Origin of the sequence: Stutzerimonas azotifigens DSM 17556 (assembly GCF_000425625.1) — a bacterium.
Classification (GTDB): domain Bacteria; phylum Pseudomonadota; class Gammaproteobacteria; order Pseudomonadales; family Pseudomonadaceae; genus Stutzerimonas; species Stutzerimonas azotifigens.
In genome coordinates, this window is the sequence record NZ_KE384409.1 from 134,557 (window position 1) to 148,358 (window position 13,802).

The window sequence follows — 13,802 nt, forward strand, 5'->3', positions numbered from 1 at the left end:
TTAACACAGCAAGCAGGAGACGTCGTCGCGATCCCGGCCAGAGGCCTCGGATCGCTGGACACTGGAGTGACTTACAACCATTCCTGACGCACCTGACACCGACCGCGAGAGTCGTGTGTGCCGAACGCCGTTTCCGGCAGCCCCGGAAACCGACGGTACTACATGAAAAGAATGCTGATAAACGCGACTCAACCCGAAGAGTTGCGTGTCGCACTGGTAGACGGCCAGCGCCTGTTCGACCTGGACATCGAATCCGGTGCCCGCGAACAGAAGAAGGCCAACATCTACAAGGGCCGCATCACCCGCATCGAGCCCAGCCTGGAGGCCGCTTTCGTCGATTTCGGCGCCGAGCGCCACGGCTTTCTTCCGCTCAAGGAAATCTCCCGCGAATACTTCAAGAAGGCCCCCGAAGGCCGGGTGAACATCAAGGACGTGCTCTCCGAAGGCCAGGAAGTCATCATCCAGGTCGAGAAGGAAGAGCGCGGCAACAAGGGCGCCGCCCTGACCACCTTCATCAGCCTCGCCGGCCGCTACCTGGTGCTGATGCCGAACAACCCGCGCGCCGGCGGCATCTCCCGCCGGATCGAAGGCGAAGAGCGCAACGAACTGCGCGAGGCCCTCAACGGCCTCAACGTCCCCGCCGACATGGGCCTGATCGTCCGTACCGCCGGCCTGGGCCGCTCCAGCGAAGAGCTGCAGTGGGACCTGGACTACCTGCTGCAGCTGTGGGCCGCCATCACCGAAGCCTCCCAGGACCGCGCCGCGCCCTTCCTGATCTACCAGGAATCCAACGTCATCATCCGCGCCATCCGCGACTACCTGCGCCAGGACATCGGCGAAGTGCTGATCGACAGCGTCGAGGCCCAGGACGAAGCGCTCTCCTTCATCCGCCAGGTGATGCCGCAGTACGCCAGCAAGGTGAAGCTCTACGAAGACAGCGTTCCGCTGTTCAACCGCTTCCAGATCGAAAGCCAGATCGAAACCGCCTTCCAGCGCGAAGTGAAGCTGCCGTCGGGCGGCTCGATCGTGATCGACCCGACCGAGGCCCTGGTGTCGATCGACATCAACTCGGCACGCGCCACCAAGGGCGGCGACATCGAGGAAACCGCGCTGCAGACCAACCTCGAAGCGGCCGAGGAAATCGCCCGCCAACTGCGCCTGCGCGACATCGGCGGCCTGATCGTCATCGACTTCATCGACATGACCCCGGCGAAGAACCAGCGCGCCGTCGAGGACCGCATGCGCGAAGCGCTTGAGGCCGATCGCGCGCGCGTTCAGGTCGGCCGTATCTCGCGCTTCGGCCTGCTGGAAATGTCCCGCCAGCGCCTGCGCCCGTCCCTCGGCGAAACCAGCGGCATCGTCTGCCCGCGCTGTAACGGCCAGGGCATCATCCGCGACGTCGAGTCCCTGTCGCTGGCGATCCTGCGCCTGATCGAGGAAGAAGCCCTGAAGGACCGCACCGCGGAAGTCCGCGCCCGCGTGCCCTTCCAGGTGGCGGCCTTCCTGCTCAACGAGAAGCGCAACGCCATCACCAAGATCGAACTGCGCACCCGCGCGCGCATCTTCATCCTGCCGGACGACCACCTGGAAACCCCGCACTTCGAAGTCCAGCGCCTGCGCGACGACAGCCCCGAGATCATCGCCGGCCAGGCCAGCTACGAGATGGCGCCGACCGAAGTCGAAGAGGCCCAGCCGGTCAGTTCCACCCGCACCCTGGTGCGCCAGGAAGCCGCGGTGAAGACCGCGCCGCCGCGCACCGCTCCGACGCCGATGCCGACGCCGCCTGCCCCGCTGGTTCCCGAGGCACCGACGCCCGAGCCGAGCCTGTTCAAGGGCCTGGTCCGCTCGCTGGTCAGCCTGTTCGCCGGCAAGGAAGAGGCCAAGCCGGCCGAAGCCGAACGCAAGCCCGAACGCAGCCGCCAGCCGCGCAACGACGAGCGTCGCAATGGCCGCCAGCAGAACCGCCGGCGCGACGGCCGCGGCCGCGACGAAGAGCGCAAGCCGCGCGAGGAGCGTCCGCCGCGCGAAGAGCGCGCCCCGCGTGAGGAGCGTGCCGAGCGACCGCCGCGCCCGCCGCGCGAGGAGCGCAAGCGCGAGGTGGCCGAAACCACCGAGGCGCCCAGCCAGGCGCCGCGCCGTGAGCGCCAGCCCCGTGAAGAGCGCGCCCCGCGCGAAGAGCGCAAGCGTGAGCTGCGCCCGGCGCTGGATGCCCAGGAGCCGGTGAGCGAAGAACGGGCCGTCCGCGAGCAGCCGCCACGTCCGCCGCGCGAAGAGCGCAAGCCGCGCAACGAGCAGCCGGTGGCCGAGGAAGAAGCCATCCTCAACGCCGAGCAGGCCCAGGACGAAGGCGAGGAAGGCGGCGACAGCGAGCGTCCGCGCCGCCGCTCCCGCGGCCAGCGCCGTCGCAGCAACCGCCGCGAGCGGCAGCGCGATGCCAACGGCAACGAGATCGATGTTGCCGAGGTGAGCGAAGAGAACGCGCCGGTGAAGTCCGAGGACCTGGCCGTTGCAGCCACGGCTGCGGCTCTCGCGGCCAACACCGCCGACACCGAGCCCACGCAGCTTGTTGCCGAAGGCGGCCAGGAAGCCGAGCAGCCGGTCGCCACCGAAGCGGCTCCGGTTACCGAGCCAATGGCCGAAGCAGCCGCCGTCGAGCCTGCCGCAGCCCCTGAGGTCGAGCCCGAAGCCGAGCCGGTAACGGCACAGCCTGCCGAGGAGCCAGCCATCGAAGTGGTCAGCGAAGCCCCGGCACCCGCCCCCGCTCCAGTGGTCGAGCCGCAGCCCGAGCCGACCGAGGAAGAAATCCCGGCACAGGCAGCGCCCACCCGTCCCACCGGCCGGGCGCCGAACGACCCGCGCGAGGTGCGCCGTCGCCAGCGCGAAGCCGAGCGTCTCGCTCGCGAAGCCCAGCAGGCTGCCGCCGCAGCCCCGGCGCCAGCACCGGCCGCTGCGCAGCCGGTCGTCGAAGAACCGGCTGCCGAGGAGCCTTCCCTGCAAGCCGTCGAGGCCGTGGCTGCCCAGCAGCCGCCTGCCAGCCCGGAGATCGTGGTCGGCAGCGAGCCGGTCGCCGAGGCCGAAACCCCGCGTCCGGAGGACGAGGCCGAGCAGCCGGCGCCCGTCCAGCAGGAGCCGGAGCAGTCGACGCTGGACATCGAGCCGAAGGCCATGACCGAAGCGGCACAACCGCAGGCGCCCGCCGAGGTCCCGACGGAAGAGCCCAGCGAGCCGACCGCCGCCGAGCGCGACGACGAGGACGAGAAACGCAGGAACGAGACGCCGCGAGGCTGATCGAAGCTGCACGAAAAAAGGGGATGCCAAGGCATCCCCTTTTTCGTTGCGGCGAAGCGCTCCGGACGGGATGAGATGCAGACAGCCATTCAGGAGCGCCGCCGCGCGCACCTTTGGCGGCCCGTGACACAGGCGAACGGTTTCCGACTCTCCGCCCATGCCCCAGTCCGCCTGCACCGGGCACATTCTGCGGCCTGGTCGGTCTTCTGTTAGAATGCCCCGCTTTACGTTCTTGCCTTGCGCCGAGAGAACCGCATGACCGTCACCATCAAGACGCCCGAAGAAATCGAGAAGATGCGCATCGCCGGCCGCCTGGCCGCCGACGTGCTGGAGATGCTCGAGGAACACGTCAAGCCTGGCGTGACCACCGAAGAACTCGACCGCATCAGTCACGACTACATCGTCAACGTGCAGAAGGCCATTCCCGCCCCGCTGAACTACAAGGGCTTCCCCAAGTCGATCTGCACGTCGGTGAACCACGTCGTCTGCCACGGCATTCCGGCGGACAAGCCGCTGAAGAGCGGCGACATCCTCAACATCGACATCACGGTGATCAAGGACGGCTACCACGGCGACACCAGCAAGATGTTCCTCGTCGGCGACGCCCCCGAGTGGGCGGCCCGGCTGTGCAAGGTCACCCAGGAGTGCATGTACAAGGGCATCGAACTGGTCCGTCCGGGGGCACGTCTCGGCGACATCGGCGAGGTCATCCAGAAGCACGCCGAGAAGAACGGCTATTCGGTGGTGCGCGAGTATTGCGGGCACGGCATCGGCAAGGTGTTCCACGAGGAGCCGCAGGTGCTGCACTACGGACGCGCCGGCACCGGCCTCGAGCTGAAGGAAGGCATGACCTTCACCATCGAGCCGATGATCAACCAGGGACGCGCCGACACCCGCCTGCTCGGCGACGGCTGGACCGCCATCACCAAGGATCGCAAGCTTTCCGCCCAGTGGGAGCACACCGTGCTGGTCACCGCCGGAGGCTACGAGATCCTTACCCTGCGCAGCGACGACACCATCGCCCGCACCTCGGCCTGACGCGCAGCCGAACCGCAGTCCCTGATCGATAGGAGGGTCTCGTATGCCACAGGTGGATCCCGAACTGTTCGATCCCGGGCAGTTCCAGGCCGAGCTCGCGCTCAAGGCGAGCCCCATCCCCGCGTTCAAGAAGGCCATCCGCCAGGCGCGCGAAGTGCTCGACCAGCGCTTTCTCGCCGGCCGCGACATCCGCCGGCTGATCGAGGACCGCGCCTGGTTCGTCGATCAGATCCTGCGCAACGCCTGGAGCCGCTTCGCCTGGAGCGAGGACGCCGACATCGCGCTGGTGGCGGTTGGCGGCTACGGCCGCGGCGAACTGCACCCCTATTCCGACATCGACCTGCTGATCCTGCTCGACGACAGCGACCATGAGGTCTTCCGCGACCCCATCGAGGGCTTTCTCACCCTGCTGTGGGACATCGGCCTGGAGGTCGGGCAGAGCGTGCGCTCGGTGTCCGAATGTGCCGAAGAGGCGCGCGCCGACCTGACGGTCATCACCAACCTGATGGAAAGCCGCACCGTCGCCGGGCCCGAGCGCCTGCGCCAGGAAATGATCCGGGTCACCAGCCCCGAGCACATGTGGCCGAGCAAGGACTTCTTCCTCGCCAAGCGCGCCGAGCAGCTGGCGCGCCACGCCAAGTACAACGACACCGAGTACAACCTCGAACCCAACGTCAAGGGCTCGCCCGGCGGCCTGCGTGACATCCAGACCATTCTCTGGGTCGCGCGCCGCCAGTTCGGCACCCTGAACATGCACGCGATGGTCGACCAGGGCTTCCTGACCGATACCGAGAATTCGCTGCTGGCCTCGGCCCAGGAATTCCTCTGGAAGGTGCGCTACGGGCTGCACATGCTCGCCGGACGTGCCGAGGACCGCCTGCTGTTCGATCACCAGCGCAAGCTCGCCGCCCTGCTCGGCTACCAGGACAGCGACGGCAAGCTGGCCATCGAGCGCTTCATGCAGAAGTACTACCGGGTGGTCATGAGCATCGCCGAGCTCGGCGACCTGATCGTCCAGCATTTCGAGGAAGTCATCCTGCGCGAGGGCGAGCAGGGTCCGATCAGGCCGCTGAACAGCCGCTTCCAGCTGCGCGACGGCTACATCGAGGTCACCCACCCGAACGTCTTCAAGCGCACGCCCTTCGCCATCCTCGAGTGCTTCGTGCTGATGGCGCAGCACCCGGAGATCCAGGGCGTGCGCGCCGACACCATCCGCCTGCTGCGCGATCACCGGCATCTGATCGACGACCGGTTCCGCAGCGACATCCGCAACACCAGCCTGTTCATCGAGCTGTTCTGTTCGCGCCAGGGCATCCACCGCAACCTGCGACGGATGAACCGCTACGGGATTCTCGGCCGCTACCTGCCGGAGTTCGGCCACATCGTCGGGCAGATGCAGCACGACCTGTTCCACATCTACACGGTCGACGCGCACACGCTCAACCTGATCAAGCACCTGCGCAAGCTCAAGCGCCCCGAGCTGGCGGAAAAGTACCCGCTGGCCAGCAAGCTCATCGACCGCCTGCCCAAGCCCGAGCTGATCTACCTCGCCGGCCTCTACCACGACATCGGCAAGGGCCGCGGCGGCGACCACTCCGAGCTCGGCGCGATCGATGCCGCGCGCTTCTGCGAGCGTCACCAACTGCCACCCTGGGACACCCAACTGGTGGTGTGGCTGGTGAGCAACCACCTGGTGATGTCCACCACCGCGCAGCGCAAGGACCTCTCCGACCCGCTGGTGATCAACGACTTCGCCCGCCTGGTCGGCGACGAGACCCACCTCGACTACCTCTACGTGCTCACCGTGGCCGACATCAACGCCACCAACCCGAGCCTGTGGAACTCCTGGCGCGCCTCGCTGCTGCGCCAGCTCTACACCGAGACCAAGCGCGCGCTCAAGCGCGGGCTGGAGAACCCGCTGGAGCGCGAGGAGCAGATCCGCCGGACCCAGCAGGCCGCGCTGGACCAGCTGGTGCGCAGCGGTACCGACCCGGACGACGCCGAGCAGCTCTGGGCGCAGCTCGGCGACGACTATTTCCTGCGCCACACGGCGAGCGACGTCGCCTGGCACACCGAGGCCATCCTCGAGCACCCGCACGACGGCGGGCCGCTGGTGCTGGTCAAGGAAACCACCCAGCGCGAGTTCGAAGGCGGCACACAGATCTTCATCTACGCGCCCGACCAGCACGACTTCTTCGCCGTGACCGTGGCGGCGATGGACCAGCTGAACCTGAGCATCCACGATGCGCGCATCATCACCTCCACCAGCCAGTTCACGCTCGACACCTACGTCGTGCTGGACGCCGACGGCACGCCGATCGGCAACAACCCGCGGCGGATCGAGCAGATCCGCAAGGGCCTGGTCGAGGCGCTGCGCAACCCCGACGAATACCCATCGATCATCCAGCGCCGGGTGCCGCGCCAGCTCAAGCATTTCGCCTTCGCGCCGCAGGTGACCATCCTCAACGACACCCAGCGGCCGCAGACGATCATCGAGATCACCGCGCCGGACCGTCCCGGCCTGCTGGCGCGCATCGGCCAGCTGTTCCAGGACTTCGACCTGTCGGTGCAGAATGCCAAGATCGCCACGCTCGGCGAGCGCGTCGAGGACGTGTTCTTCGTCACCACCGAAGACAACCAGCCGCTGTCCGATCCGCAGTTCTGCAGTCGCCTGCAACAGGCCCTGGTCCGCCAGCTGTCGCAGGAAAACGAGCAGCCGCCCTCGCCCAGCCGGATCGTCATCTAGTGGCCCGTGCAGTTGGTCGAAGTGCGGAGGCATGAAGTCCTGGGACATGCGCCGCAATCGACCCACTGAACCAGCCGAATCAGGCCACCAGCCCAGTCAGCCATTCACGCGTGCACACGATATGAACGACGCCCTGTCACTGTTGCAGCCCTACCCCTTCGAGAAGCTTCGTGGCCTGCTGGCCGACGTGCAGCCGGCCGACAAGCCGCGCATCGCGCTGTCGATCGGGGAGCCCAAGCATCCGGCGCCGCAGTTCGTCGCCGACGCCTTGTCCACCAACCTGCAGCAGCTGTCGGTCTATCCGACCACCCAGGGGATTCCCGCCCTGCGCGAGGCCATGGCGGCCTGGTGCGAGCGCCGTTTCGGCGTGCCCGCCGGCGCCCTCGACCCGGCCCGCCACGTGCTGCCGGTCAACGGTACCCGCGAGGCGCTGTTCGCCTTCACCCAGGCGGTCGTCGACCGTAGCGCGGACGGCCTGGTGCTCAGCCCCAACCCCTTCTATCAGATCTACGAGGGCGCCGCGCTGCTGGCCGGCGCCACGCCGCACTACCTGCCCTGCCGCGCCGAGAACGGTTTCAACCCGGACTTCGAAGCGGTGCCGGCGCAGGTCTGGGCGCGCTGCCAGATCCTGTTCCTCTGCTCGCCCGGCAACCCGACCGGCGCCCTGGTGCCGCTGGAGACCCTGAAGAAGCTGATTCGCCTCGCCGACGAATACGATTTCGTCATCGCCGCCGATGAGTGCTACAGCGAGCTCTACTTCGACGAGGGCAACCCGCCGCCCGGCCTGCTCACGGCCTGTGCGGCGCTCGGGCGGCTGGACTTCAGGCGCTGCGTGGTCTTCCACAGCCTGTCGAAACGCTCGAACCTGCCGGGGCTGCGCTCCGGGTTCGTCGCCGGCGACGCCGAGGTGCTCAAGGGCTTTCTCCACTACCGCACCTACCACGGCTGCGCCATGCCGGTGCAGACCCAGCTCGCCAGCATCGCCGCCTGGAACGACGAAGCGCACGTGAGCGCCAACCGCGAACTGTATCGGGCGAAGTTCGACGCGGTGCTGGACATCCTCCAGCCGGTGCTGGACGTACAGCGCCCCGATGGCGGCTTCTATCTCTGGCCGCGCACGCCGGTCGACGACCTGCGCTTCACCCGCGAACTGTTCGCCCAGGAGCACGTCGCCGTGGTTCCGGGCAGCTATCTGTCCCGCGAAATCGACGGCTTCAGCCCGGGCGCCGGGCGGGTACGGATGGCGCTGGTCGCGCCGCTGGCCGAGTGCGTCGAGGCCGCCGGGCGCATTCGCGCCTATCTCGAGCGTCTCTGAACGAGGATTCCGCCGGGCGTCAGGCGATGCCCGGCGGAATCGAATCCTTGCCGTAGTCGCGAAGTTTTTCCAGGTTCTCCGGCTTCATATGCTCGGGGATGTCGGCCTCGGCTTCGGGCCGGTCGCGTTCGCGCTCGCTCTCCCATTGTTCGGCTGGTCGCTCGTTCATGGTGGCCCTCACTCCGCGTTGGGTTCCCAGATCAGTTCGCCGTCGTCGCCGACCTCGGTCACCTTGGTCAGCGCCGCTTCGGCGGCGACGTCCGCCTCGGATGCCAGGTCGTAGCGCTGGCCGTTCGCCACGCGATGGACCCTGGCCGACTCGGCGCTGTCGCGGCGCTTGACCGCGATCACCGCCTCGAAGGCATCGCCGGCCGGCACGGCCGAGGAGATGGCTTCGAACTTCTCGAAATGCTTGCGGGCCATGAAAGCCTCCGTCTCTGGGTAGATGTTCGCCGGTGCTCACTGGTTCTTCTGCACCGCCGGATCTTCCGGCAGCACGATCGGGTCCGGATGTCGGTCGGGTCGTCCCGAATCCGCTCTTGCTCCAGTTCCTCGTCCGACAGGTCGATGTCTTCGTCTTCAGGGATGGGCGTGTCGTCGGCCACGGCTGCTCCTCCTTCTGATCGATCTGTCTAGTTGGAGGCCGAACCGGCGCCTGGGTTCGCCCGGCGGCGGTGCGTCCGATCGCCAAGACGCGATGGAACGTCGGGAACGCGCTTTGCCATGGCATAATTCGCGGCCGAACGAACGAATCGTGAACGAACAGACCATGTCCGAAGGAACCCCTGGCCTGCGCCTGTACGGCATCAAGGCCTGCGACACCATGAAGAAGGCGCGCACCTGGCTCGACGAGCACGGCTTCGCCTACGATTTCCACGACTACAAGGCTGCCGGCATCGACCGCGCGCACCTGCAGGCCTGGTGCCGCGAGCATGGCTGGCAGACGGTGCTCAACCGCGCCGGCACCACCTTTCGCAAGCTCGACGAGTCGCAGAAGGCCGACCTCGACGAAGCCAGGGCCATCGAGCTGATGCTCGCCCAGCCGTCGATGATCAAGCGGCCGGTGCTGGAGCTGCACGACCGCACGCTGATCGGCTTCAAGCCCGACCAGTACGCCGCCGCCCTCAATCCCTCGAACTGACACCCGGGCGCAGGTGCGCCCCAGCGACAGAAGGAACCCTGCCATGTCCAATACCCTTTTCAGCCTGGCCTTCGGTGTCGGCACCCACAACCGCCAGGGCAACTGGCTCGAGGTCTTCTACGCCCAGCCGCTGCTCAATCCCCCCGCCGAGCTGGTCGAGGCGGTGGCCGGCGTGATCGGCTACAGCGGCGGCAACCAGGCGATCGCCATCACCACCAGCCAGGCCACCCAGCTGTCCGACGCGCTCAAGCCGCTGGACGCCGCGCAGTGCGCCCTGCTCACCCGCCTGGCTGAAAGCCAGCGGCCGCTGGTGGCGACCCTGCTCGCCGAGGACGCGCCGCTGACCTCCACCCCCGAGGCCTACCTCAAGCTGCACCTGCTGTCCCACCGCCTGGTCAAGCCGCACGGGCTGAACCTGGCCGGGATCTTCCCGCTGCTGCCGAACGTCGCCTGGACCAACGAAGGCGCGGTGGACCTCGCCGAAGTCGCCGAGCGCCAGCTCGAGGCACGGCTGCGGGGCGAACTGCTGGAAGTCTTCTCGGTGGACAAATTCCCGAAGATGACCGACTACGTGGTGCCAAGCGGCGTTCGCATCGCCGACAGCGCACGCATCCGCCTGGGCGCCTACATCGGTGAAGGCACCACCGTGATGCACGAAGGCTTCGTCAACTTCAACGCCGGCACCGAAGGGCCGGGCATGATCGAAGGCCGCGTCTCGGCCGGCGTGTTCGTCGGCAAGGGTTCGGACCTCGGCGGTGGCTGCTCGACCATGGGCACCCTGTCCGGCGGCGGCAACATCGTCATTTCCGTGGGCGAAGGCTGCCTGATCGGCGCCAACGCCGGCATCGGCATCCCGCTGGGCAACCGCAACACCGTCGAAGCCGGCCTGTACATCACGGCCGGCACCAAGGTGAATCTGCTCGACGAACAGAACCAACTGGTCAAGGTGGTCAAGGCGCGCGAGCTGGCCGGTCAGGCCGACCTGCTGTTCCGCCGCAATTCGCAGACCGGCGCGGTCGAATGCAAGACGCACAAGTCCGCGATCGAACTCAACGAAGCGCTGCACGCGCACAACTGACGGGAAGCCAAGTGCCGGAAGCCGCCCGCGCGATCATTCGCACGCGGCTTTCGTCCCGGCTTCCGGCACCCGGCCCATCGCTATGCTTTCGTCCCCCTGGCGCTCCGACTTTCCCGCCCTGGCCGTGCTCGAAGCCCAGGGCGAGATCTACCTCGACAGCGCGGCCACCGCCCAGAAGCCGCAGGCGCTGATCAACGCCCTGAGCGGCTACTACACCAGTGGCGCCGCCAACGTGCACCGGGCCCAGCACACCACCGCCGAACGCGCCACCCGCGCCTTCGAGGGCACGCGCGAGAAACTCGCGGCCTGGCTGAACGTCCCCGGCGCCGACCAGCTGATCTTCACCCGCGGCGCCACCGAAGCGCTGAACCTGCTCGCCTACGGCCTGGAACACCTGGTCCGGCCGGGCGACGAGATCGTCGTCAGCGCCCTGGAGCACCATGCCAACTTGCTACCATGGCAACAGCTCGCCCTCAGGCGCGGTGCGCGACTGGTGATCCTGCCGCTCGACCTTGCCGGCGCGGTCGACCTGCCGGCCGCCAGGCGGCTGATCAGTGCACACACCCGGCTGCTCGCCGTCAGCCAGCTGTCGAACGTACTCGGCACCTGGCAGCCGCTCACCGAGCTGCTACCGCTGGCGCGCGCCCAGGGCGCGCTGACCGTGGTCGACGGCGCTCAGGGCATCGTTCACGGGCGGCACGATCTTCCGGCGCTCGGCTGTGATTTCTATGTGCTGTCCAGCCACAAGCTCTATGGGCCGGAAGGCGTCGGCGCGCTCTACGGTCGCCGCGAGGCGCTGGCGCAGCTGCGCCACTGGCAGTTCGGCGGCGAGATGGTGGAGATCGCGGACTATCAGCACGCCGACTTTCGCCCGGCCCCGCTGGGCTTCGAGGCCGGCACGCCGCCGATCGCCGGGGTGATCGGACTCGGCGCGGTGCTCGACTACCTGCTCACCCTCGATGAAACGGCCGTGGCGCAGCACGAAGCGGCGCTGCATGCCAAGCTCGTCGCCGGCCTCGGCAAGCGACGCGGCCTGCACCTGCTGGGCCGCCCGCAGGCGGCGCTGGCCAGCTTCGCGGTCGACGGCGTGCACCACGGGGACCTGGCCCACCTGCTGACCGAGCAGGGCGTCGCCGTGCGCAGCGGCACGCACTGCGCCATGCCGCTGATGAACAGCCTCGGCAGGACCGGGGCGATCCGCGTCTCGCTCGGCCTGTACAACGACGGCGCCGACCTGGACGTCTTCTTCGCCGCGCTCGACCGGGCGCTGGAGATGCTCGCATGACCATCGATCCGTCCGCCCTTCCGGCCGCCGCCCAGGCGGCGCTGGCCGAGTTCGGCGCCGCCGGCGGCTGGGAGCAGCGCGCGCGCCTGCTGATGAGCTGGGGCGAGCGCCTGGAGCCGCTGACCGACGCCGAACGCAGCGACGAAAATCTGGTGCATGGCTGCGAAAGCCGTGTCTGGCTGGTCGGCGAGGACGAAGACGGCCACTGGCATTTCCGCGGGTCCAGCGAGGCCCGCCTGCTGCGCGGCCTGCTGGCGGTGCTGCTGGCACGCGTCGACAGCCTGACGGCGGACGAACTGCAATCGCTGGATGTCGCCGACTGGTTCGCGCAGCTGGGCCTTTCCCGTCAACTCTCACCTTCCCGCGCGAGCGGCATGAACGCCGTGCTGCAGCGCATGCGGGATAAAGGCCGGGAAAGGCGCTGAAGGCTGGAGGCTGGAGGCTGGAGGCTGGAGGCTGGAGGCTGGAGGCTGGAGGCTGGAGGCTGGACGATACCGCCTCGCGGTGGAAAAGGCTGCCCCGTTTTCCACCCCACACGGCCGTGGGAGGCGCGCCCTCGCGGCGATGCAGACCACGCGGGGGGCCGGCCCCGGCGTAGGGTGGAAAACTCGCGCAGCGATTTTCCACCGATACACTCAACCGCTTGGTGGAAAAGGCTGCCCCGTTTTCCACCCCACACGGCCGTGGGAGGCGCGCCCTCGCGGCGATGCAGACCACGCGGGGGGCCGGCCCCGGCGTAGGGTGGAAAACTCGCGCAGCGATTTTCCACCGATACACTCCGCAACCGCTTGGTGGAAAAGGCTGCGCCGTTATCCACCCCACACGGCCGTGGGAGGCGCGCCCTCGCGGCGATGCAGGCCACGCGGGCGTTCGGCCCCGGCGTAGGGTGGAAAACTCGCGCAGCGATTTTCCACCGATACATTCCACAACCGCTTGGTGGCAAGGCTGCGCCGCTTTCCACCCTGCTCTCAGGCGCTGTCGGCTGGCCTGTTCCGCTCGGAGGGCCGGCGGGTGCCGGCGACCAGCTTGTCCACCGCCCGAGCCGCCGCCACCATGCCGAAGGTCGCGGTGACCATCATCACCGCGCCAAAGCCGCCGGCACAGTCGAGCTTGACCCCCTCGCCGACGAAGCTCTTCTGCTGGCACACACCGCCGTCCGGCTTCGGATAGCGCAGCTGCTCGGTGGAGAACACGCAGGGCACGCTGTAATGCCGGCCCGGCGTGCGCGAGAAGTTGTAGTCGCGGCGCAGCAGCGAGCGCACCTTGGCCGCCAGCGGGTCGTTGAAGGTCTTGTTCAGGTCGGCGACCTGGACCTGCGTCGGGTCGACCTGCCCGCCCGCGCCGCCGGTGGCGATAACCTGGAGCTTGCGCCGCTTGCACCAGGCGATCAGCGCGGCCTTGGCCGGCACGCTGTCGATGCAGTCGATCACGCAGTCGAAATCCTCGGTGATGTACTCGGCCATGGTCTCCCGGGTGACGAAATCGGCCACCGCATGCACCCGGCAGGCCGGATTGATGGCGCGGATGCGCTCGGCCATGACCTCGACCTTCGGCTTGCCGATCGCGCCTTCCAGTGCATGGACCTGGCGGTTGGTGTTGGTGGTGCAGACGTCGTCCAGGTCGAACAGCGACAGCTCGCCCACGCCGCTGCGGGCCAGCGCCTCGGCCGCCCAGGAACCGACCCCGCCGATACCCACCACCGCGACGTGCGCCGCGGCGAGACGCTCGGCCCCTTGGATGCCGTACAACCGGACGATGCCACCGAAACGCTGATCGTCGAACGCCATGCCACCCCCTTGCGATTGAGCGCCGATTATAGGCGCAGCGCGTGCGCCGCCGCAGCCGGCGGTCGTACCAACGGGGCGAAGCCGGCGTGACGGCTGGGCCGCCGGACGGCCTTTGCCTGCTAGA

At 68.1% G+C, this 13,802-nt stretch carries 11 protein-coding genes; 8 read left to right on the plus strand and 3 right to left on the minus strand.

From position 1 onward, the window contains the following. The first annotated feature begins 162 nt into the window (after positions 1 to 162). From rne to dapC, 4 genes are all read left to right on the plus strand, one after another. Entirely contained in the window at positions 163 to 3,288 is a 3,126-nt protein-coding gene (gene rne, locus H610_RS0112575) for a ribonuclease E (RefSeq protein WP_201768367.1), read from the plus strand. A gap of 255 nt (positions 3,289 to 3,543) precedes the next feature. Beyond that, complete coding sequence (gene map, locus H610_RS0112580) at positions 3,544 to 4,326, plus strand: type I methionyl aminopeptidase (protein ID WP_028240000.1); 783 nt, start codon at positions 3,544 to 3,546, stop codon at positions 4,324 to 4,326. A gap of 43 nt (positions 4,327 to 4,369) precedes the next feature. Then, the gene (locus H610_RS0112585) at positions 4,370 to 7,072 is read left to right on the plus strand and encodes a [protein-PII] uridylyltransferase (protein WP_028240001.1); all 2,703 of its coding nucleotides are present in this window, start codon (positions 4,370 to 4,372) and stop codon (positions 7,070 to 7,072) included. A 121-nt stretch (positions 7,073 to 7,193) separates the two neighbouring features. Further along, positions 7,194 to 8,387, plus strand: a complete 1,194-nt coding sequence (gene dapC, locus H610_RS0112590) for a succinyldiaminopimelate transaminase (protein WP_028240002.1) — start codon at positions 7,194 to 7,196, stop codon at positions 8,385 to 8,387. A gap of 19 nt (positions 8,388 to 8,406) precedes the next feature. Here the strand turns inward: dapC and H610_RS25810 are convergent, their stop codons facing one another. Together H610_RS25810 and H610_RS0112600 are read right to left on the minus strand one after the other, a co-directional pair. After that, positions 8,407 to 8,556 (minus strand): hypothetical protein, encoded by a 150-nt coding sequence (locus tag H610_RS25810; protein WP_169338858.1) that lies wholly within the window; start codon positions 8,554 to 8,556, stop codon positions 8,407 to 8,409. 8 nt (positions 8,557 to 8,564) lie between these two features. Next, positions 8,565 to 8,810: a hypothetical protein gene (locus H610_RS0112600; RefSeq protein ID WP_028240003.1), complete on the minus strand. Its 246-nt coding sequence runs from the start codon at positions 8,808 to 8,810 to the stop codon at positions 8,565 to 8,567. Positions 8,811 to 9,156: 346 nt separating this feature from the next. On the opposite strand from H610_RS0112600, the gene H610_RS0112605 reads away from it, so the two are divergent. The 4 genes from H610_RS0112605 (at position 9,157) to H610_RS0112620 (ending at position 12,316) form a co-directional block, all read left to right on the plus strand. Next, positions 9,157 to 9,528, plus strand: coding sequence for an ArsC family reductase (locus H610_RS0112605; protein WP_028240004.1), 372 nt, complete (start codon positions 9,157 to 9,159; stop codon positions 9,526 to 9,528). 43 nt (positions 9,529 to 9,571) lie between these two features. Further along, positions 9,572 to 10,606, plus strand: a complete 1,035-nt coding sequence (gene dapD / locus H610_RS0112610; RefSeq protein WP_028240005.1) for a 2,3,4,5-tetrahydropyridine-2,6-dicarboxylate N-succinyltransferase — start codon at positions 9,572 to 9,574, stop codon at positions 10,604 to 10,606. 82 nt (positions 10,607 to 10,688) lie between these two features. After that, entirely contained in the window at positions 10,689 to 11,891 is a 1,203-nt protein-coding gene (locus tag H610_RS0112615; RefSeq protein WP_028240006.1) for an aminotransferase class V-fold PLP-dependent enzyme, read from the plus strand. Then, complete coding sequence (locus tag H610_RS0112620) at positions 11,888 to 12,316, plus strand: SufE family protein (RefSeq protein ID WP_028240007.1); 429 nt, start codon at positions 11,888 to 11,890, stop codon at positions 12,314 to 12,316. Before H610_RS0112615 ends, H610_RS0112620 begins: the two co-directional genes overlap by 4 nt. A gap of 543 nt (positions 12,317 to 12,859) precedes the next feature. On the opposite strand, the gene tcdA is transcribed toward H610_RS0112620, so the two are convergent. Continuing rightward, entirely contained in the window at positions 12,860 to 13,678 is an 819-nt protein-coding gene (gene tcdA / locus H610_RS0112625; protein ID WP_028240008.1) for a tRNA cyclic N6-threonylcarbamoyladenosine(37) synthase TcdA, read from the minus strand. Positions 13,679 to 13,802: the final 124 nt, after the last annotated feature.

Coding starts and splice junctions, on each gene's coding strand:
- rne (WP_201768367.1), top strand. CDS start 163: ATGAAAAGAATGCTGATAAACGCGACTCAACCCGAAGAGTTGCGTGTC.
- map (WP_028240000.1), top strand. CDS start 3,544: ATGACCGTCACCATCAAGACGCCCGAAGAAATCGAGAAGATGCGCATC.
- H610_RS0112585 (WP_028240001.1), top strand. CDS start 4,370: ATGCCACAGGTGGATCCCGAACTGTTCGATCCCGGGCAGTTCCAGGCC.
- dapC (WP_028240002.1), top strand. CDS start 7,194: ATGAACGACGCCCTGTCACTGTTGCAGCCCTACCCCTTCGAGAAGCTT.
- H610_RS25810 (WP_169338858.1), bottom strand. CDS start 8,556: ATGAACGAGCGACCAGCCGAACAATGGGAGAGCGAGCGCGAACGCGAC.
- H610_RS0112600 (WP_028240003.1), bottom strand. CDS start 8,810: ATGGCCCGCAAGCATTTCGAGAAGTTCGAAGCCATCTCCTCGGCCGTG.
- H610_RS0112605 (WP_028240004.1), top strand. CDS start 9,157: ATGTCCGAAGGAACCCCTGGCCTGCGCCTGTACGGCATCAAGGCCTGC.
- dapD (WP_028240005.1), top strand. CDS start 9,572: ATGTCCAATACCCTTTTCAGCCTGGCCTTCGGTGTCGGCACCCACAAC.
- H610_RS0112615 (WP_028240006.1), top strand. CDS start 10,689: ATGCTTTCGTCCCCCTGGCGCTCCGACTTTCCCGCCCTGGCCGTGCTC.
- H610_RS0112620 (WP_028240007.1), top strand. CDS start 11,888: ATGACCATCGATCCGTCCGCCCTTCCGGCCGCCGCCCAGGCGGCGCTG.
- tcdA (WP_028240008.1), bottom strand. CDS start 13,678: ATGGCGTTCGACGATCAGCGTTTCGGTGGCATCGTCCGGTTGTACGGC.